Consider the following 19428-nt stretch of genomic DNA (forward strand, 5'->3'; position numbering starts at 1 on the left):
CCAACAGACCGGAGGATACCATGACCCGCTTCACCATCGCCTCATTCAATGTCAAAAACCTGATTGGCGGAGACAACGAGTTCTACAAGTTCCAAAAATACACCCCCGAGGAATACGCTTGGAAACAGGACTGGATGGCTGATCAACTGTTGACGATGGACGCCGATATCATCGGTTTTCAAGAGGTTTTCGAAGAGCAGGCATTAAACGATGTCTTGTCAGAGGTCGAGAAGCGCGGCGCATTGGCAAATGAAACCAACCTGCCTGACGCCTCAAAACGCTATCATAAAAAAGCGATTTTCCGGAAATTGGCCTTTGGCGGATACAAAACCGCATCGTTGGCCTTTGCGCCAAACACCTCTGATGGGGGGCCTGGTGAACGACGTCCCGGGTTGGCGATCCTGTCTCGGTTTGGCTTCAGTGAGACGCCCGAAATCATTCAAGATCTCCCAAATCCAATTCACATCCCGATGTCTGCTCTTGGGGGCGATGAAGACGCCGGACATTTCACGCTAAAACGGCTTTCCCGCCCGATCTTAAAGGCACGCATTCCTGTGGCCGGAACCGTTGTAACCGTGTTCAACTGCCATCTGAAATCGAAACTTGGCGAATTCATCCGCCCACAAGGTGAAGATTTCTCGCGCGAAGCCGTACTGACCGCCTATGACCCAGTCGGGCGCGCGATGGGTGCGCTACGGGCCGCGCTTAGGCGTATGGCCGAGGCTTGGGTTTTACGCCGCGAAATCGTGGATGAGCTAGACAAAGGGCACCCTGTAATGGTCTTGGGCGATTTCAATGACGGCGAACATGCTGTCAGTTCTGAAATCATTTCTGGCGAGCAGCCTTTCAAAAACTATTCATGGATGTTGCGCCACGATGCCAAACACCCCAATGACCGATATAGCCGCGTGGAGAACGAGCAAATCACCGAGGCTGTAGATCGTGTCAGACTACGGTCGGGCGAAAAAATGTTCGTGCGCAAATCGTTGCGGGATATGGTTTACACCTCTGCCTTTGGTGGCGTTTATGAAAGCATCGACCAAATCTATATGTCGCGCCATTTCGACAACAACTGGGACAAAGCAATTGGTGAGATGGAATATTACAGCGTCTTCAACGATCACCTGACAGATGGCAGCCACCCCGAAGCCCCATATAACAAGTTGGCGTCGGACCATGGGCAGATCATGGCACATATTCGGCTGAACGCCCGCTGACTCACGTTAATCAGTGAACAACACTAATTCATCTAACACCTTGCCTTTTGGGCACGACAGGAGAACGACACATGCAAATCGCGGACCTTGGCGACGTAAAATTACACTATCGCATCGATGGTGATCCTGATGGTGTGCCTGTTGTTTTTTCAAATTCACTCGGCACCGATTTGCGGCTTTGGGATCCGATCCTGCCCTACCTTCCCAAGGGCTTGAAACTGATCCGCTATGACAAACGCGGACACGGTCTGTCGTCGATGCCACGCGGGCCTTATTCCATGGGCGCTTTGGTACGGGATGTGGAACGCCTGATGGATTTGTTAGAGATCAAGAATGCCCTATTTGTTGGCTTGTCCATTGGTGGAATGACGGCCCAAGGGCTAGCGGTAAAACGGCTCGATCTGATCCGTGCAGTGGTGTTGTCCAACACCGGTGCCAAGATTGGAACACCCGAGGTCTGGGATCAGCGCATCGCCGAAGTTAAAGCCAACGGGATTGAGGCTCTGGCCGATGGGATCATGGAGCGGTGGTTTTCCAAAGGGTTTCGCTCGACACTTGAATTAGAGTTATGGCGCAACATGCTGGTGCGGCAACCCGACGAGGGGTACGCGGGATGTTCCGCCGCCATTTCCGGGACCGATTTTTATACCCCGACCAGCGGTCTGCGCTTGCCTACGCTCGGTATCGCCGGGTCCGAGGATGGATCGACACCACCCGACCTGGTGCGTGAAACAGTTGATCTGATCCCTGGGTCACAATTCCACCTGATCCGCAAAGCCGGGCATTTGCCCTGTGTCGAACAACCCGAAGAATACGCAGCAGTGTTGACGAAGTTTATGCGCGACACTGGGCATATTTGATCTATGGCCGATTTTCTCCTTGTTCATGGATCCTGCCATGGTGCGTGGTGCTGGCGTGATGTCATTCCGGCACTAAGCGCGCGCGCACATACCGTGCGTGCCATTGATTTACCCGGTAGCGGCAATGACCAAACTCCTGTGGCTAACGTCACCTTAGAGAGGTGTCAGGACGCAATCCTTGACGCGATAAGACCAGATACCATCCTTGTCGGCCATTCATGGGGTGGGTATCCGATCAGCGCAGCAGCCGAAGCCGCCCCATCAACAGTCCGTGCGTTGATTTACCTCTGTGCCTACGTTCCGATTTCTGGTCTTTCCATGGTCGAAATGCGCAAGCGCGCGCCACGCCAACCCCTTGTGCATGCAATTGAGCGGTCAGATGACGAGCTGAGCTATACCGTGGACGATGATCAAATCGAGCCCCTATTTTATCACGATTGCACGTCTGAAACGATTGCCTATGCCAAGGCCCACTTGCGTCCACAGGCCGTCCGCCCACAAGCCACACCGCTTGTTGTTACGGACCGGTTTGCCAATGTACCGAAACACTATATCCGGTGTTCAGATGACCGAACGATCCCCCCTGAGTACCAGCAAACCATGACGGCAGACTGGCCACAGGACCATGTCCACGTTATGGACAGCTCGCATTCACCCTTTTTCGCCCACCCGCAAACCTTGACCGAACTGCTTTGCGATATTGAAAGACACTTGTGATGGCTGGTTCTGTTTTCGACTCGTCCCTTTTTGCCCGCCTTTTTCCAACCGGAGACGTGGGCCGTTTGTTCACCGACAGCGCTGAAGTCCGCGCCATGTTGCTGGTCGAAGGGATGCTGGCCAAGGTCCAAGGAGATCAAGGGGTTATTCCCGCTGAAAGCGCAGCTGCGATCAATCGCGCCTCGATGGAGATCCAATTGGATCCCGGCGCATTGGCACAGGCAACGGGCCAAAACGGCGTCAGTGTACCCGGTCTAGTTGCAGCCTTTCGCGACGAAATGCAAGCTCCTGAACACGCCCAGTTCGCCCATTGGGGCGCCACATCTCAGGACATCATCGACACCGCATTGATGTTGCGTCTGCGTCAGGCGTTGACCCTGATCGAAACAGATTTGGTGAAGATCACAACTGCCCTAGCTACCTTGGCAGAAACGCACGCTGCCTTGCCGATGCCCGCACGCACCTATGGCCAACACGCCACCCCAACAAGCTTTGGGGCTGTGGCCGCAAGCTGGGGCATGCCGTTGCTAGATTTGCTGCAAGAAATCCCTAACTTGCGCAAAAGGTGTTTGATGGTTTCCCTGTCAGGAGCTGCCGGGACATCGTCGGCACTCGGGCCTTTCGCTGCGAATACGCGCGCAGGCCTTGCACAGGTTTTGAACCTAACCGATCCAGAGCGCAGCTGGCACACAGACCGCACCCCCATCTTGCGATTGGCAGATTGGTTCACCCGCGTGACGCTCGCGCTGGGGAAATTGGGGGAGGATACGACCCAGCTGGTGCAATCCGGTATCGAAGAAGTTCGTTTGGGTGGGGCCGGGTCATCATCGACCATGCCACAAAAACAGAACCCTGTTGCACCTTCGGTGCTTGTCGCGCTGGCGCATCAAACCAGTGGCCTGCTCAATACGTTGCAAGGGGCTTCGATGCACCGATATCAGCGGGACGGGGCCGCATGGTTCACCGAATGGATGTGCTTGCCCCAAATTGTGTTGGGGGCTGGGTCCGCAAGCCAAACCGCGCGCGCCTTGTGTGAAGGGATAGTCCCCTGCCCTGATGCAATGGAATCTAATTTGAACCAGCAGCTTGATATGATTCACGCCGAAGCATTGTCTTTTGCGTTGGCAGAGCACATGCGTCGCCCCGACGCCCAGACCGCGACCAAGGCGCTGTGCAAAGAAGCATCTGCCACCAATACCCCCCTCAGGGACTTGGTCGCGCGCGACTGGCCACAGCTAGATGGTACAACCCTGTTCGATGCGGCGCACCAAATGGGTCACGCCCCAGCCGAGGCCCGTCAATTCGCTGCAATGGTAACGCAACGTAATGCGAGCTGAGCCGCTTCTGTTTCGTCGCAACCAAGCCTAGGTTGCGACGAACTAAACCGGATCGTTCATTATGCGCCTGCCAACCATTTTCATTCTCATAACCGTGATGTTAGACGCCGTGGGCATTGGCCTGATCATGCCCATTATGCCGGACCTGATCCGAGAGGTGCAGGGCGGAACGTTGGCAGATGCGGCCCTTTGGGGCGGCGTGATGAGCACCGTTTTCGCCGTCATGCAGTTCCTGTTCAGCCCAGTCATCGGCAATCTTTCTGACAGCGTTGGCAGGCGACCGATCCTGTTGGTGTCCTTGTTTGTCATGGCGCTGGACTATCTCGTGATGGCGTTGGCCGGATCTATGTGGCTGTTGTTGGTGGGGCGGATCGTCGGCGGCATCACCGCAGCCACTCATGGCACTGCAAGCGCCTACATTGCCGACATTTCAAAACCCGAGGACAAGGCCGCCAATTTTGGCATGTTGGGCGCTGCTTTTGGCATGGGGTTTGTGTTGGGCCCTTTGATCGGAGGCGTGTTGGGCGAATTGGGGACTCGTGCGCCGTTTTATGCCGCTGCGATTTTGGCCTCGTTAAATTTCGTTCTTGGTTATTTTGTGATGCGCGAGACGGTCACCGACAAGACCCGACGCGCCTTTCACTGGACACGCGCTAACCCATTTGGTGCCTTCCGGTCTATCGCACGTGTCCCAGGAATTGCCCCATTGCTTTGGGCCTATTTCCTTTATTCGGTGGCGATCTACGTCTACCCCGCAATCTGGTCCTATTTTACCCAAGAGCGGTTTGGCTGGTCCCCGCAAATGATTGGCCTGTCTTTGGGCATTTTTGGTTTCCTCATGGCTGTGGTCCAAGGCGGTGTCCTGCGCTATGCCATCCGTTGGTTTGGCGAAAGACGAACAATCATCTATGGTCAATTATTTGATTTCGTGGGCTTTGGGCTGCTTGCGTTCATCTCTTCAGGCACGCTCGCGCTTCTCTTAATCCCAATCACAGCCATTGGTGCTGTTGTCCCCCCGGCTTTGCAGGCGATCATGTCCAAAGCAGTGGCCGACGATCAGCAAGGAGAACTGCAAGGGGTCATGACCGCCGTGCATGCCCTGTCGATGATTGTCTCGCCGTTGATGATGGCCTCGGTGTTTTCGTTTTTCACCCGCGAGGGCACCGCGATCTATTTACCGGGAGCCCCGTTCCTCTTGTCACTGGTTCTCATGTCGATCGGTTTGGTTATCTTTATGCGTGCGCGAATTGCCGTGACGTAAGAACGACCTGATCCTGCCGGTTTCCGGCTTGCACCCTCCCCATATGCCGGTCCACCGTGGAACCAAGCAAGGGAGGAAACCATGCAAACCATCAAGGCGGCAGTCTGCCGAGAGTTCAACGCCCCTCTGGTCATTGAAGAGGTTCAACTGGCCGATCCCAAAATGGGCGAAGTCGAAGTTACGCTGGACGCGGTGGCGATCTGTCACTCCGATATCAGCTATGCAGGTGGCGCCTGGGGCGGCAATCTGCCGGCTGTTTACGGGCATGAAGCAGCCGGCGTGATCACGGCAACAGGCAAAGGCAGCGGAGATTTCATAATCGGAGACCCCGTGGTGGTCACCCTGATCCGCGCCTGTGGATCTTGCCCGTCCTGCGCTAGCGGAACACCTACAATCTGCGAAACCCCCTATAACACCGCCAAAGGTCCATTGCGCACTGCTGATGGGGAACCTCTGGATCAAGGGATGGCCTGCGGTGCCTTTGCTGAAAAAGTTGTCGTGAGCCACCGCCAGATCGTCAAAATCCCCAAGACTATGGCCAAGGATGTCGCCTCTTTGTTGTCGTGCGGTGTGATCACCGGCGTGGGCGCTGTTGTCAACGCGGCCCAATTGCGACCGGGACAGGATGTTGTTGTCATCGGGGCCGGTGGTGTTGGCCTAAACGCCATTCAGGGCGCGCGCATTGCGGGCGCAAGGCGCATCGTTGCCGTCGACATGATCGAAGACAAGCTGGAAGTTGCCAAAGAGTTCGGAGCCACGCACGGCGTTCTGGCCAGCTTAGATGCCCCGTGGAAAGCCGCATACAAAGCTTTAGGCGGCCGCGGTGCGGATGCGGTGTTAGTCACCGTTGGTGCGATCCCAGCTTATGAACAGGCCACTCGATACCTAGGACCTGGGGGTAAGGCGATCATGATCGGGATGCCCCACTCTGGCGCCACGGCCAGTTATGAGCCAGTAATCATGGCGGCCGTAGGACAGGGATTGATCGGCTCCAAAATGGGTGACGTTGTCATTCAACGCGATATTCCTTGGATGATTGATCTCTATGAACAGGGGCGGTTGAAACTGGATGAGTTGATTTCAGGTCGATGGGAGCTGGATCAAATCAACGAAGCGATCGCAGATACCAAAACTGGCTCAGCCAAACGGAATGTGATCCTGTTCAATCGCTAATGGGAGCCAAGGCATCCCTTACCCACCCGGAGAATAGTCGATGAAGCTGCAAGATCTCGATGTCATTATCACCGCTCCCCCAGCCCCCGGTTGGGGCGGGCGATACTGGATCCTCGTTAAGGTAACCACTGATACAGGGATTACCGGTTGGGGTGAATGCTATGCCTCGTCCATCGGCCCCCAAACGATGACCCATGTTATTCGCGACGTGTTCGAACGGCATATGTTGGGCGAAAACCCCGAGAACATCGAACTGATGTTTCGGCGTGCCTATTCCAGCGGCTTTACTCAGCGTCCCGATTTAACCGTCATGGGTGCGTTTTCCGGGTTAGAAATCGCGTGCTGGGATATTTTGGGCAAAGACCGAAATCGCCCAGTCCATGCCTTGATCGGCGGCCGGATGAATGAGCGTATTCGGGCCTATACGTATCTGTACCCTCTGCCCCACCAAGATCTAGATACCTTTTGGACATCGCCGGAGCTGGCCGCTGAGAGCGCAACTGAGATGGTGCGTCGTGGGTATACTGCGGTGAAGTTCGATCCCGCCGGGCCCTACACAATGCGAGGCGGCCATATGCCCGCCATGTCAGACATTTCGATGTCGGTGGCCTTCTGCAAAGCCATTCGTGAAGCCGTCGGAGACAAGGCAGACCTGCTTTTCGGCACCCACGGCCAATTCAATACGGCCGGTGCTATCCGGTTGGGACAAGCCTTGGAGCCCTATTCTCCGCTCTGGTTCGAAGAACCCACCCCGCCAGACAACATCGAAGATATGGCGCGCGTTGCCCGCAATGTCCGTATCCCCGTTGCCACTGGCGAGCGTATGACAACCAAAACCGAATTCGGAGCCGTTCTGCGCGCCGAAGCGGCAGAAATCCTTCAGCCTGCGTTGGGTCGTGCCGGCGGGATATGGGAAATGAAAAAAGTGGCGGCCATCGCCGAACTGTTCAATGCACAGATGGCTCCACATCTCTATGCGGGTCCGGTTGAATGGGCGGCAAACATCCAGTTGGCCGCGTCCATTCCGAACATCCTGCTTTTGGAAACCATCGAAACACCTTTCCATGACGCTCTGATCAAGGGAACCATTCAAGTCGAAGATGGCTATGTCACACCTCCAGACGCCCCCGGTTTAGGGATAGAAGTCGACGAAGATTTAGCCCGCGCTCACCCTTACTTGGACAGTGGGCTTCACCTCGAAATGCAGGATGCACCATGTGACTACGTGAACGGGAATGCGTTTCAAGGTGGTGCGCCCGCCAAGGAGGGCTAGAAGTAGACAGGGAAATAGGGCATTATGGACGGAATAACGCATTCAGGACGAATAATGTGACGATCCAAGCCTCTCCAACACTCACGCCGGAAACCACCACAGACATGGCAGCGCGCGCCGCCGAAGCGGCCGCATATCTCAAGACACTGGCCCATGAAGGTCGGTTGATGATCCTGTGCCACCTCGGCACCGGTGAGAAGTCCGTGACTGAGCTGGAAAACTTGCTTGAAATTCGCCAAGCTGCGGTCAGCCAAATGTTGGCGCGTCTGCGCGATGAAGGGCTTGTTACAACGCGTCGAGATGGCAAGACTATCTATTATTCGCTGCTAGACCGGAACACCGAACAAGTGATTGGCCTCCTGTACCGGTTATTCTGCGAAGAACACTGAACTCTGCCAAAAAAACTCAAGAAACGCTCACCTCGGGCCTAAAAAACCCGAGGTCATCATGCGCACGCGCGCTCAATCATCAGCCCTAACAGTTTGGACCTGAACGCCTAAACCTTCGATTTCGAGCCGCACTTTATCACCCGGCTTCAGGTACTTCGGCGGCGTCATACCCATACCTACTCCCGGTGGTGTGCCTGTCGCGATGACATCGCCCGGATGCAGGGTCATCATTTCGCTCAGGTGGGCAATAATTTGAGCGATTGTGAAAATCATCTTATCGCTTGATCCGGTTTGCATTCGCTCGCCGTTTACATCGCATGTCAAACCTAGATTCTGCGGGTCGGAAATTTCGTCCTTGGTGACCAACCAAGGCCCGATTGGTCCAAAACTGTCGCAAGATTTCCCCTTGGTCCATTGGCCAGTGCGCTTGGTTTGGAAATCACGTTCAGACACATCGTTGATCACACAGTACCCAGCGACATGATCAAGTGCCGTGGCTTCGTTAACGTATTTTGCGGTCTTGCCGATCACGACCCCCAACTCCACCTCCCAATCGGTGGCAACAGATCCGCGCGGCAATAAGATATCATCATGCGGGCCAGAAATCGCCGAGTTGGCCTTGAGGAACAGAATAGGATGTTTCGGGATAGGCATACCTGCCTCTTCGGCGTGGTCCGAGTAATTCAATCCGATACACAGGAATTTTCCCACGCCGCCAACACAGGGAGCCAATCGCATCTCTCCCGGCACGATTGGCAATGCATCAACATCAACTCCGTCCAATGCCCCAGATGTCAGTGCAGCCCCATCAATATCAGGAACAACACTGGACAGCGCGCGCAGGGTTCCTGTTGCATCCAACACCCCTGGGTACACACTGTCTCCATCATAATAGCGCAGCAATTTCATCGCATATCCTTTTATGTTCAACCAGCAGTCAGTTCAGTTGGAAACATACCCAGACACAACCTGCAACAGCTTGAACGCAGTCGCTGCATCGTTTTCGACGACTGCCAAGAACTCTTCCTCTCCGATACGAAGACAAGTCAGTTCTTCTTCTGCGACCATGCTCAGGGCGCGCGGCTCTTTTCGGATCAATCCAAGTTCGCCAACCAAAGCCCCCGGTCCAACCTTGACGATCAGCTCATCATCTCCTTCGCCCTTGGGCAAATACAGCCCCGCCTCGCCCGAGATTAGAACATAGGCGCCATCGGTCGGTTCATCATCTTTCAAGAACACGGTTTCGCCGGCCTGCGCCGAATACCATCGTGCCCCAAACGCCAATAGCCGCAGCTGGCGACGGTCCAGCCCAGAGAACAAAGGCGTTTGTTCCAAAGCCCGCAACTTGCGCCCCAAATCAGCCGAAGCAACACTGTCTTCAGCAACGTCTTCGCGTAAATCTTCAGTGACAAGACGCCCCTGATCCAGCTCCAGAAAAACATCGAAAACTTCAGGCGATTGGAATTGATCGTTGAGATAAATCACAGTCGTATCAGGCAAAAGCAAACGCAAATTCTGATAGACCGCAATCTGGGTCTGCATATCGTAGCTGGCTAGAGCCTTGTCCAAGATCAGAACATCAGGCCGTTTGATCGTCGCGCGCGTAAAAGCCAGCGGCTCTGCAAAGATCGCAGGTAAGTTGGCCCCTCCCAACGCAATCGGAACGTCATAAATTAATTCAATCACCAAACTTTGCGCACCGTTCTCAACAAGCACATCGGTGATCAGCTTGCGCAATTCATCTGCTTTTGCACCACTGACTTCGCTCACTTTACCAAACAGTGCATTGTCCAAAACGTTCAAACCCGGCGCAAACTCACCCGCCGACAAAGGGGTAAATACGTTATCCAGACATCCCAGCAATTCGATTGAATGTCCCTGTCGAATTTCCAGAATCCGTTTTTTGAGCTCATCCGAAAAAGCTGGCCCGATCTGGTCCGCAGAAATGCGAAATGGCACCGCCAAAAGACTAGCAAGGTCCGCATCGTCCAATACTGTGGTCTCGTCAACGCGGGTTTTTTCGACCAGTTCAACGGCAGTTTCATACACCTTTACATCAAGTCCGAGCTTACGAAACAGTGGGTGATCCGTACCATCCAGCCCGAAAATCTGGCGTAGCATATCAATGACATCCTGCGTCAGGCGCACCAGCGTTTCATCAAGACCAAGATCGCGTAACTTGGCGAGGAACTCACTCTGTTTTGACAACAACTCCAACGTAAATGGCACCTTGGGGGTAGCAAACAACAGGTTTTCAGCCACAGGCAAAGCAGCATTGTAGGTTTCTGGATCAAAGAAATAGGCGTGCTGCGATAATCCAGCATCCTGTACGGCCTGTTGCACCTTTGGCCGCAATTCAATCAAACGGTCCGCCAGTTCGGGGTGATCAAGATATTCAAAGCTTTGCTCTGCGCCACGGCGGAATAAGGCCGCGCCCGACCCAAGCCCTTCGACCAAGCGCAACCACCAATCGCGAACCGCACCTGGTGTTTCGAACCCTGCTTGTTTTGGGTCAAACCAATCCGCATGAAAGGGGTCCGGGCTGTTTCCTGCGCGTTGGGCCTCGGCATAAAAGGCCGGCAATCGGGTTTCTCCCTGAGGCTGATAGCGCATCGGCATCATGACGTTATCGCCAAATGTACCCTGGAACATAACAGGGCGAGACGTCGCCAAGCCAACACGCGATGCCAGAACCGCCTGATGCAAGGTGGACAAATCCAATCCGGACAATGTGACCGTTCCACTCGAAGGCACAATTTCACGTGTGAGCAATTCGGACAGGGCGCGGCGATCTTCTTCGCTTGGGGCCTTGATCCCAATCACACCACCAGCGGGTAACGTCGCATTCAGCTCATCTAGAACCAGATTGCCATCCGAATCCCGCACCGAAACATGATCCAGAACAATGTCCCCATTCAGTCTTGGGCGCTCAGCTGGTTCTCCTTCGAACAGCTCAGCATCAACCATCCCCGGTGGCGCAAAGCGATCAAGAATCACTTCCCACCGCAGCGACATGTCTTGCGTTTGGTTGTAATAGGCCAACAGTTCTTTCCACGGGCTGGAGAGATCTTTGTACGCCGCCAAAGCCGCAACCAGCGCACCAAGGGACACAGCCCCTTGCAACACCAGATACCCACCGATCGAAAAGAAAAAAAACGGCGTCAGTTGCGAAATGAAGTTGTTGAGAAACTTCATAAAGAACTTTTTCTGGTAGATCTCAAACCGGATGTCGAACAGATGACCCAATTGATTTGTCACACTTGCCATTCGATACCGCCAACCGCCGTTGGCCCGTAGCGTCGAAGCACCCGCTGCACTTTCTCCGATCTGAGCAGCAAGGGTCCGGACTTCCTGGATTCGTTTTTTGTTCAGAAGATTGATCTGGCGTTGCAGCTTCGGGATTAACCAGGCCTGCAAAGGAATTAGGGCCACCGCCGCCAAGCCAAACCAGAAACTCTGCAGGAACAAGAAAGACAGAATCGTGATCATCTGACCGGCTTGCAGAACAGGTTGGCTGATAGCATCCCCCATCAAACCGCCCATTGGTTCGCTTTCGGCGGTCACCATCGACACCAGTTCGCCCTGACTGACACGTTCAAAGTAAGGTTGTGGGAACCGCAGAATACGTCCGATCAACATATACCGGAACCGGCGCAACATGCGTTCAGACAACACCCCTTTCATGGTGTTGATCCGCATTTTCATCAAACCATGCGCCAACACAGCAAGCAAAAACGCAACGCATAAAACGCCGAGGAATGTTACCTGATCGAAAACAAACCCGAAGGCTTCGATTGTGCTGCTTTGAGCTCCGATCGCATCGTTAATGATCCGCTTCGGTAACTCCAGCGTCAGATAGAGCAGAGGAAACAATGTCGTCGTGACCGCCAGCAATACCAACTGATCACGTTTCGAATACTTCCAGATAAAGCGAAAAAGAGTACGTTCTATGGGGCCAATCCCTAAACTTGAGCATGGCGAAAAAAACCGAAACGATATGTTAAAACCAAGATAGGAACCAGCCTATCGCGCTCAACCCCATTGGTGCAAATAGTATTCACAACAGAGACCGTTCTCGTACAATGTGAATTTGTTCATTTGCAGCCAAGCCTTGAACCGCTTAAGTTCTTACTAGGCAATCCCGAGGAGGTGCATGTTGCCCGTTTCGCTTGGCGCAGTTTTTATCTTGCTCGGTCTTTTTCAGGTCAAGCATATGTTTGCGGATTATTTCCTGCAAACACCCAAGATGCTATGTGGACGTGGCGAGTACTGGCATTTGGGTCGCGCGCAACATGCTGGTGTTCACGTTCTAGGTTCAATACTGGTCTTTATGATAGTGGGGGCACCGCCGCTTTTCGTAGCGATCATCGTCGCGTTGGAATGGATCGTCCATTTCCATATTGATTTCGGCAAAGCCAGCTATTCTGAAAAGAGAAAACTAAACCCCACCCAAGCCATTTTCTGGCGTGCTGCCGGATTTGATCAATGCTTACATCAACTTACATATATTGCGATGGCATGGCTCTGGGTCGTCTACGCGCACTAATTTCTCAGCGCGGCAAAAGCGGGGACCGGCTTTGCATACCCCTTTAGTGCAATCGGTTTGAGTGTTTCATAAATCACATCGTTCAAACGCGCAGCTGTCTGTGTGGCCTGATCGACCAAAACCTGCCCCGGTTCCGCCTTGCTGCACAAACGCGCTGATAGGTTGACCGTCGATCCCAGAACTGTGAAATCCATCCGCTCGCGGGCTCCCATCGCGCCCATCACCACCTCACCAGACGCCACCCCGATCCCAACATGCAGCCCATGTTCTGGATGGTGCTCCAACAAACCTGCCATGGCTTCGTTGATTTCAACCGAACAAGCCACAGCCCGCGCTTCCATGTTTTCGCCTTCGAAAACTGCAACCAAAGCGTCGCCAACAAATTTGTCGACATCCCCATGATGGGCCTCAACGATATCCGCTTGAACATCAAAGTACTGATTCAGCACCTCGATCACCACTTCAGGCGGAACACTTTCCGAAAATTCTGTATAGCCTCGAATGTCCGTGAAAATGACCGATACACGACGCCGTTCACCTCCGCGTTCCATGCCTTCTTGATCGGCGCGCTGGATGGCTGAAACCGTGCCGTGAGACACGAATTTCATCAATTCTATGCGCTCACCAAGGTGAGCAATCATTTCATTAAACCGTAATGCCAGGTCCCCAATTTCATCTCGTGTCCGAACGTTCTGGACTCGGGTGGCGAAATTACCCTCACCCACTTGTTTTGCGGCCTCACCAATCTTCAGAATGGGCCGCGTCAGGCGCTGCGCAAACAGAAACGCCCCCAGTGAGGCCAACACAAACCCAAACAGGCCCACGATCAGGATCTGGCGAGTGATCGCATTGACGACTGCATAGGCTTTGTCTTCGCGCAACTCGGTTATCACCGCCCATGGAAACCATTCAGGAAACGCATAAGCGCCCAATACAGCGATCCCATCAGGTCGAACATAAGGTTCCAGGGCGTCAGCTCGGGCGCTGGCCACAATCAGCGGCAATGTCGAAGCAACGATTTGGCGTCGTGTCAGCAATTCTGGTTTCTCTGCCAAAACCTGCCGCCCGCTTTGATCTACCACCGTGATTTCACCACGTTGCGCAAAAGGATGTCTCTGGACCATGTCGGCCAGCAAAGTCAGATCAATCTTTGCCGCCATCATGACCTGACGGCCTGCGATCCGTGTAGACAAAGGCAGGGCCAAGGTCGCGATCCAATCCCCTGTTGTATCCAATCGCGCGATGACTGGCCGTCCGAATTGCCCGGTTTCAGCAATAGCTTTGATCAAATCAGGCGAGGTCGAGAGTGCCGCCACCGGATCCGCTCCGGCATCGCGCAAACGTGCTGCAAACTGTTCGTTTGTCACCAAAATAGGTAAGTCAGAGCCTTCGATAGACAACTGCAAGGACACAACTTGCGGCAGTTCCTGCAGCCCCAATGTCAGCAACGAAATTTTTTGTGGAACCCCAAGATCCGAGCTGTCGACACCATTGCGAATGACCATCAACGGGGTCAGCCATCGCCCCTGAAACGTATTGTCAAACGACGTCCTCAACGCCGTTGCCACCGTCGTCAAATCTTCGTTTGCCGCACTTTTCAGCTCATCCCGTGTCAGGCGTGTCAGGTTTTGTGATACCAACACCAAAGGCCCCACGGCCAAAAGCACGGCAAAAACAAAGAACTTGAGGCGCAACGGGAATCTCATCCACACCAGCCTACCGGATTACCAACCGCCCGTCGTGTCAAATTCTCACCCGTCTTGGCCGCGTTCGAAGGCAGAAACCTTGGTGCTGTCATAGCTGATCCCACAGGACAAACCCGTTGCATCCTCTGCTTTGACAGTGACGGTATAATCTCCCGCACTTGCAAAGCGGTGGCGAACAACTGCGCCGCTGGCGGTTGCACCATCGTCAAAGTCCCAAGAGATGCGCACGCCTTGTCCGTCTGGATCAGTTACATCAATCGCTTCAAAGCGTTCCACGTCATGTGCAGCACCGATTTGGATGTTGCGATCCGCCCCAGCATCAACCACGGGTGGGGCATTCACCAAAACTCGGGCTGTATCGGTCCCGATGTTGCACCCTTGCGCTTGGCTATCGTCCCGGACATGCAGACTAACCATCAAATCCGCTGAGTTCTCAAAAATCCGTTCGACTCTTTGCCCTTCGAGCTGAACCCCATCGCTGAATTCCCAGACCCAGCTTTGCAGCGCACCGTCCAGATCCCCCGAAGCACTTGCATCAAAAACAACAGGCGTTCCCGGGCACACAACCCGGTCAGGTCCCGCCAAAGCTATCGGTTCTGCGTTCACACGGACATAGATTTCTTCGGACCGCCTGCTGCTCAGCAATGCGTCCCCATCGTCAAGCGAAGCGCGAACCGGAAACAGACCAGGACGGTCAAAGGCATGTGTTACGGTCGCCCCCTGGGCAGTGGCCCCATCGCCAAACAACCAATCAACTTGCGTATCCGCATCGGCCGCAACAGACCACGGCAACCCCACCCCAGGACAGACAGCCCCCGGAGAGACCAGACCCGCAACAGGCGCAGGATGCACCGTAATTTCATGCACGACACTGGCTGAACTATTGCCAACACCGGAATCGTCCTGTGCAGTCAAGGTCACCTCATAGGTTCCGGGTGTGTCAAACCGGTGAACCGTGGACACGGACGTGCCGGTTGATCCATCTCCAAACGCCCAGCCGAAATAGGTGATGGCCCCATCCTTATCGACCGACTTTCCTGCATCAAATCGGACGTCCTGTCCGACTGCGACGCGATCAGGCGCATCAATGACTGGTTCTGGGGCCGCATTCACCAAAACCTTGCGCCGGATTTCCAGCGCGTTGCACCCTTCGGTCCCGCCTGTCAGCTCTGCTTTGAGCGTCACAAAGTACTCTCCGGCGACGTCAAAGACATGGGTTACGTCTTGCCCAGTCGCTGTTTCGCCGTCCGAAAAGGACCAAGTCAGGCTTTGTAGCTTCGCCCCACCCAACTGTTCGATGTTTGCCGAAAATCCGGCTGGCCGCCCGACCGCCGCGCGCTCGGATCCGACAATCGATAGGCTCGGTGCAGCCACCACTTTTATATTTGCAACGTCGGAATCCAATGGGCTACAGGCCCCTTGTGCGTCCCCGGTGATGGTCAGTGTCACCGCATAATCCCCAGGCCGAGTGAAAATATGAACAGGTGTCGCACCACTGCCATTTCCCCCATCCCCAAAGGTCCACGCATAGGCATTCACAGCGCCATCCGCGTCCGTTGATTCAGACCCATCAAATCGCACCAGTTGGTTTGAGCACACCGTGCGATCTTCGCCAGCCGCTGCAATCGGCCCCTCACGGACCAATGCCGCGATCCTGTCAAGACTGGTGCCATGATCTGTACCCGATTCATTGCGAACACTAAGGGTTACTGGATAGATCCCCGGCAATTCATATGTCTTGGTTGGGTTGATCAAGTCTGAGCCCGTTTGGTCCCCAAAATCCCACTCATACAGCAGCAACCCTCCATCCGGGTCCGTGCTAGCCGACGCATCAAACAAGATCGGCTCTCCGGAACATACATCGCGATTACCCCCAGCATCTGCAACCGGGCGGGCTTTGATCGTCACCGTGGTGGCATCAACAGCCTGTGCATTGCTCAGACCGGTTCCATCATCCACACGGAGGGTAACCGGAAACACACCTGCGCGTGCATAGACATGTGTGACCTGTTCCCCAAACACTGGCGCAGATCCATCCCCGAAGTCCCACTGATGAATCAATGCATCTCCATCCGCGTCCTTCGACCCGGATGCATCAAAGCTGACATAAAGTCGGTCCGTCTCTATCGCCTCACCAGCAACGGCCACTGGCGGGTGGTTGACGCGAACAGTTAAATCATCACTGGCGGTGCCGTTCAGAACCCCGCTGTTGTCAGTAACAACCAGTTGCGCAGACCAGACACCGGGGCTGAGATAGGCGCGTTCAACCGTCATCGCATCCAACGGGGTTCCAAGATCATCAAACACCCACCGATAGCTGGCTAACTGCCCGTCTGGATCAAAACTGTGACCCGCATCGAATTCCAGTGTGTCCCCCGGTGCAATCAAGCGATCCGCTCCGGCCACCGCAACAGGCGGGGCATTGACCGAAATCAGAACCTCTGCTTCGTCCTCTAATGGGGTTCCTTGGAAGTTATCAGCGACCCGCAATCGGATACGATGCAATCCCGGCTCGCTCAAGCTGTGTGCCGCCCGTTGACCTGTCTGAGTCGTACCATCGGGGAACGTCCAAAGATATTGTGAAACCTCGCCATCAGGATCGACTGATGCACGCCCTGAAATAACAAACTCTTCGTCTGGTGCCACAACTTGCCCGGGCCCTGCATCTGCAATTGGTGCCGCATTGATCGTGACCAACATCGTATCACGGTCGACATTCAACGGCGCGCCACTGTCATCTCGCACACGCAACGCCACTGTGTAGACCCCCGCCCGCAAAAAGGCGTGCGTAACCTGCTGTCCCATCGCGGTTTTGCCATCGCCAAAGTCCCAGAGCCACTCAGTCACCGCGCCATCGGGATCCTGCGATTGCCCACCGTCGAACATGACCTCGCTTGTGCTGACCAATTGATCTGGCCCCGCATTGGCAACAGGTGCCGCATCGACCCGCACGACCATCGATACCGATTGAAGCGCTGTATCCGTGCCGCTGTCGTCTTCGACTGACAGGGTGACGGTAAATTCGCCCGGTTGTGTCCAGGCGTAATTGGCAACCGGCCCTTCACCGATGGCACCGTCGCCAAAGTCCCAGATATATGATAGGATTTGACCGTCGGCGTCGACTGATGCTGACCCATCCAATACGGCGACCTCAGACACGGAAATGGGACGCTCAGGGATGGTGAACGATGGAACTGGCGGCGCGTTGACTTGCACTCGCATCACGTCCGTGGCTTGATTGTTGGCAACACCGCTGTTGTCGATCACGGTCAGCCCAACCTGATAGGTGCCCGATTGGGCATATTGGTGCGTGACCGTCTGCCCTTCCAAGACCGTGCCATCGCCCATGTCCCAGCGCCATGTTTCAATTAGTCCATCCACATCGTAGCTGGCCCCACCCGAGGCAATGACGGATTGCCCCACAATCGCGCTCTGATCTGTTCCAGCCTCTGCAACCGGGGGGACATTCACAATCACGCGCCGAATTGCTGTTCCAAAATTACAAGGGTGCAGGCTGTTGTCTTGGACCCGCAACACCGCTCGGTATTGCCCAGGAGTGGTATAGGCATTTTGAGCCTGCGCTCCCTGAGCCTTGTTGCCATCGCCAAAGTTCCAGAGGTAGCCGGAAATCGGACTATCCGAAGCCTGTGATCCAGATCCGTCAAAATCTACAGGTTGTCCCGGTGCAACGATGATATCCCCCCCAGGTACAGCAACCGGCGCATTGCGCACATGCACCGGAACCGTCAACGCATCACCGCGTCCCGGGCGGTTTCCCGGCTCCAAAATTTCCAGTCGTGCCAAATAGCGCCCCGGCTCGGAATATCGATGTGCAATCACGGGCTCGGTCGAGGTCTGCCCATCACCGAAATCCCAAAGATGACCCAAGGGGCTTGCACCGGTTGAGGTGCTGGCATCAAACGCAACGGATCGGCAATCGGCCAACGGACGGCCAATCGCGATTGCCGTGGGGCGTGCAGGTGTTGGCGCACGACGGGGCGGCATACTCAGCGGTACCGGATTCCCATTTGCATCAAAAACAGCCAACGTAACATCATTGGGTGTTTCAAACCCACCTTCCAGACTAATCGCCAGATTAGTTTCAGAGGTTTCAACTGTATCAGACGTCCAAAAATCCTGTCCCGAAATCCGCAACCCAAGATCGGCGTAGTCCGTCACCAAGGCCAAGGTTCCATTTGCACCATCAAAACTTTGCACCTGCATTGGGCCATCTATGGTACGGGTGAACCAGACCTGTGTAGCTGCCTTGTTGGCGGACCAACGGACAGTTGGTCGATAGGCGAACATTTGCAACCCATCCGGGGCCCGACTACGGTCTCGTGAAAGGCTGACATCCAAGGAAAACCCATTGCCGTCGTTTCCTTTACTGCCTTGCACATCAATGCGGAAATAGGCGCGTCCGTCGATCACCTCACCTTGGCGAGATTTAACCACACCCAAAGTCACCCAGCGGCCATCGGTTTTCCGATCCGAACCATAGGCTTTTTCCTTGATCACCTTTCCCGGCTGCGTCACAGGATCATACGGAACAAGACGTGGTTCGCGGGCGCGGTCAGCAATCGGTTCAGGGCGCTCCGCCTGAGAGAAAGCTCCCTTCCCTCCGAACAAGCGAAACGTGGTTTCAGAGTCACCCGCCCCACCATAGGTAAAATCATCAGAGCCTCCGACTTCGGGATCGAACAGGCGCACGTAAACCCGATCTTTCAAGTCCGCAGGTACAGAAAAGAACACTTGTTCACGGCGGTCCACGTCCCCTTCACGACTCGGGGCTTTGGGGCCGTAAACCACTAAGATTCCGTCGGACACCAAGGTTTGCGCCTGAGCCCCCCCAAGAGACAAAGCGACTGCCAGCGTTACCGCTGCCCAAATCCGTATCATCCCCATGGTCGTCTCCTCCTTTACCGGTTTTGCGCCCGAAACCCGGCATC

13 protein-coding genes are annotated in these 19428 nt (G+C 54.8%); 9 read left to right on the forward strand and 4 right to left on the reverse strand.

The features are described from left to right. Positions 1–20: 20 nt before the first annotated feature. The 8 genes from ABWV33_RS07155 to ABWV33_RS07190 all read left to right on the forward strand — a co-directional run bounded on the left by ABWV33_RS07155 (position 21) and on the right by ABWV33_RS07190 (position 8227). On the forward strand, positions 21–1217 hold the full coding sequence (locus ABWV33_RS07155) for an endonuclease/exonuclease/phosphatase family protein (protein ID WP_353329703.1): 1197 nt from the start codon (positions 21–23) through the stop codon (positions 1215–1217). Positions 1218–1288: 71 nt separating this feature from the next. Then, the gene (pcaD, locus tag ABWV33_RS07160) at positions 1289–2077 is read left to right on the forward strand and encodes a 3-oxoadipate enol-lactonase (protein WP_353329705.1); all 789 of its coding nucleotides are present in this window, start codon (positions 1289–1291) and stop codon (positions 2075–2077) included. Between the two features lie 3 nt (positions 2078–2080). Further along, positions 2081–2794: an alpha/beta fold hydrolase gene (locus tag ABWV33_RS07165; protein ID WP_353329707.1), complete on the forward strand. Its 714-nt coding sequence runs from the start codon at positions 2081–2083 to the stop codon at positions 2792–2794. Continuing rightward, positions 2794–4131 carry a class-II fumarase/aspartase family protein gene (locus ABWV33_RS07170; protein WP_353329709.1) on the forward strand — a complete coding sequence of 446 codons (1338 nt, stop codon included), beginning with the start codon at positions 2794–2796 and terminating at the stop codon, positions 4129–4131. Before ABWV33_RS07165 ends, ABWV33_RS07170 begins: the two co-directional genes overlap by 1 nt. Positions 4132–4192: 61 nt before the next feature. Continuing rightward, positions 4193–5392, forward strand: a complete 1200-nt coding sequence (locus tag ABWV33_RS07175) for a TCR/Tet family MFS transporter (RefSeq protein WP_121998491.1) — start codon at positions 4193–4195, stop codon at positions 5390–5392. Positions 5393–5473: 81 nt separating this feature from the next. Then, entirely contained in the window at positions 5474–6565 is a 1092-nt protein-coding gene (locus ABWV33_RS07180; RefSeq protein WP_353329711.1) for a Zn-dependent alcohol dehydrogenase, read from the forward strand. 40 nt (positions 6566–6605) lie between these two features. Beyond that, complete coding sequence (locus ABWV33_RS07185; RefSeq protein WP_353329713.1) at positions 6606–7838, forward strand: mandelate racemase/muconate lactonizing enzyme family protein; 1233 nt, start codon at positions 6606–6608, stop codon at positions 7836–7838. A 104-nt stretch (positions 7839–7942) separates the two neighbouring features. Beyond that, positions 7943–8227, forward strand: a complete 285-nt coding sequence (locus ABWV33_RS07190; RefSeq protein WP_353330291.1) for an ArsR/SmtB family transcription factor — start codon at positions 7943–7945, stop codon at positions 8225–8227. Between the two features lie 72 nt (positions 8228–8299). Here ABWV33_RS07190 and ABWV33_RS07195 read toward each other — a convergent pair whose 3' ends face one another. Together ABWV33_RS07195 and ABWV33_RS07200 are read right to left on the reverse strand one after the other, a co-directional pair. After that, a complete protein-coding gene (locus tag ABWV33_RS07195) occupies positions 8300–9136 on the reverse strand; it encodes a fumarylacetoacetate hydrolase family protein (protein WP_353329715.1) in 837 nt (278 codons plus the stop codon). Between the two features lie 33 nt (positions 9137–9169). After that, on the reverse strand, positions 9170–12226 hold the full coding sequence (locus ABWV33_RS07200) for an ABC transporter transmembrane domain-containing protein (RefSeq protein ID WP_353330293.1): 3057 nt from the start codon (positions 12224–12226) through the stop codon (positions 9170–9172). A gap of 154 nt (positions 12227–12380) precedes the next feature. Here ABWV33_RS07200 and ABWV33_RS07205 point away from each other — a divergent pair, with 154 nt between their 5' ends. Next, entirely contained in the window at positions 12381–12773 is a 393-nt protein-coding gene (locus ABWV33_RS07205) for a DUF3307 domain-containing protein (protein ID WP_502930898.1), read from the forward strand. On the opposite strand, the gene ABWV33_RS07210 is transcribed toward ABWV33_RS07205, so the two are convergent. Further along, positions 12770–14479 (reverse strand): adenylate/guanylate cyclase domain-containing protein, encoded by a 1710-nt coding sequence (locus ABWV33_RS07210; RefSeq protein WP_353329719.1) that lies wholly within the window; start codon positions 14477–14479, stop codon positions 12770–12772. The two genes, ABWV33_RS07205 and ABWV33_RS07210, sit on opposite strands and share 4 nt — an antisense overlap. A 45-nt stretch (positions 14480–14524) precedes the next feature. Beyond that, positions 14525–19384: a PKD domain-containing protein gene (locus tag ABWV33_RS07215; RefSeq protein ID WP_353329721.1), complete on the reverse strand. Its 4860-nt coding sequence runs from the start codon at positions 19382–19384 to the stop codon at positions 14525–14527. Positions 19385–19428 lie beyond the last annotated feature (44 nt).

The organism is Phaeobacter sp. NW0010-22 (genome assembly GCF_040365955.1).
In the GTDB taxonomy this organism is placed as follows: Bacteria; Pseudomonadota; Alphaproteobacteria; order Rhodobacterales; family Rhodobacteraceae; genus OMPR01.

Coding starts and splice junctions, on each gene's coding strand:
- ABWV33_RS07155 (WP_353329703.1), top strand. CDS start 21: ATGACCCGCTTCACCATCGCCTCATTCAATGTCAAAAACCTGATTGGC.
- pcaD (WP_353329705.1), top strand. CDS start 1,289: ATGCAAATCGCGGACCTTGGCGACGTAAAATTACACTATCGCATCGAT.
- ABWV33_RS07195 (WP_353329715.1), bottom strand. CDS start 9,136: ATGAAATTGCTGCGCTATTATGATGGAGACAGTGTGTACCCAGGGGTG.
- ABWV33_RS07210 (WP_353329719.1), bottom strand. CDS start 14,479: ATGAGATTCCCGTTGCGCCTCAAGTTCTTTGTTTTTGCCGTGCTTTTG.
- ABWV33_RS07190 (WP_353330291.1), top strand. CDS start 7,943: ATGGCAGCGCGCGCCGCCGAAGCGGCCGCATATCTCAAGACACTGGCC.
- ABWV33_RS07215 (WP_353329721.1), bottom strand. CDS start 19,384: ATGGGGATGATACGGATTTGGGCAGCGGTAACGCTGGCAGTCGCTTTG.
- ABWV33_RS07185 (WP_353329713.1), top strand. CDS start 6,606: ATGAAGCTGCAAGATCTCGATGTCATTATCACCGCTCCCCCAGCCCCC.
- ABWV33_RS07180 (WP_353329711.1), top strand. CDS start 5,474: ATGCAAACCATCAAGGCGGCAGTCTGCCGAGAGTTCAACGCCCCTCTG.
- ABWV33_RS07170 (WP_353329709.1), top strand. CDS start 2,794: ATGGCTGGTTCTGTTTTCGACTCGTCCCTTTTTGCCCGCCTTTTTCCA.
- ABWV33_RS07165 (WP_353329707.1), top strand. CDS start 2,081: ATGGCCGATTTTCTCCTTGTTCATGGATCCTGCCATGGTGCGTGGTGC.
- ABWV33_RS07175 (WP_121998491.1), top strand. CDS start 4,193: ATGCGCCTGCCAACCATTTTCATTCTCATAACCGTGATGTTAGACGCC.
- ABWV33_RS07205 (WP_502930898.1), top strand. CDS start 12,381: ATGTTGCCCGTTTCGCTTGGCGCAGTTTTTATCTTGCTCGGTCTTTTT.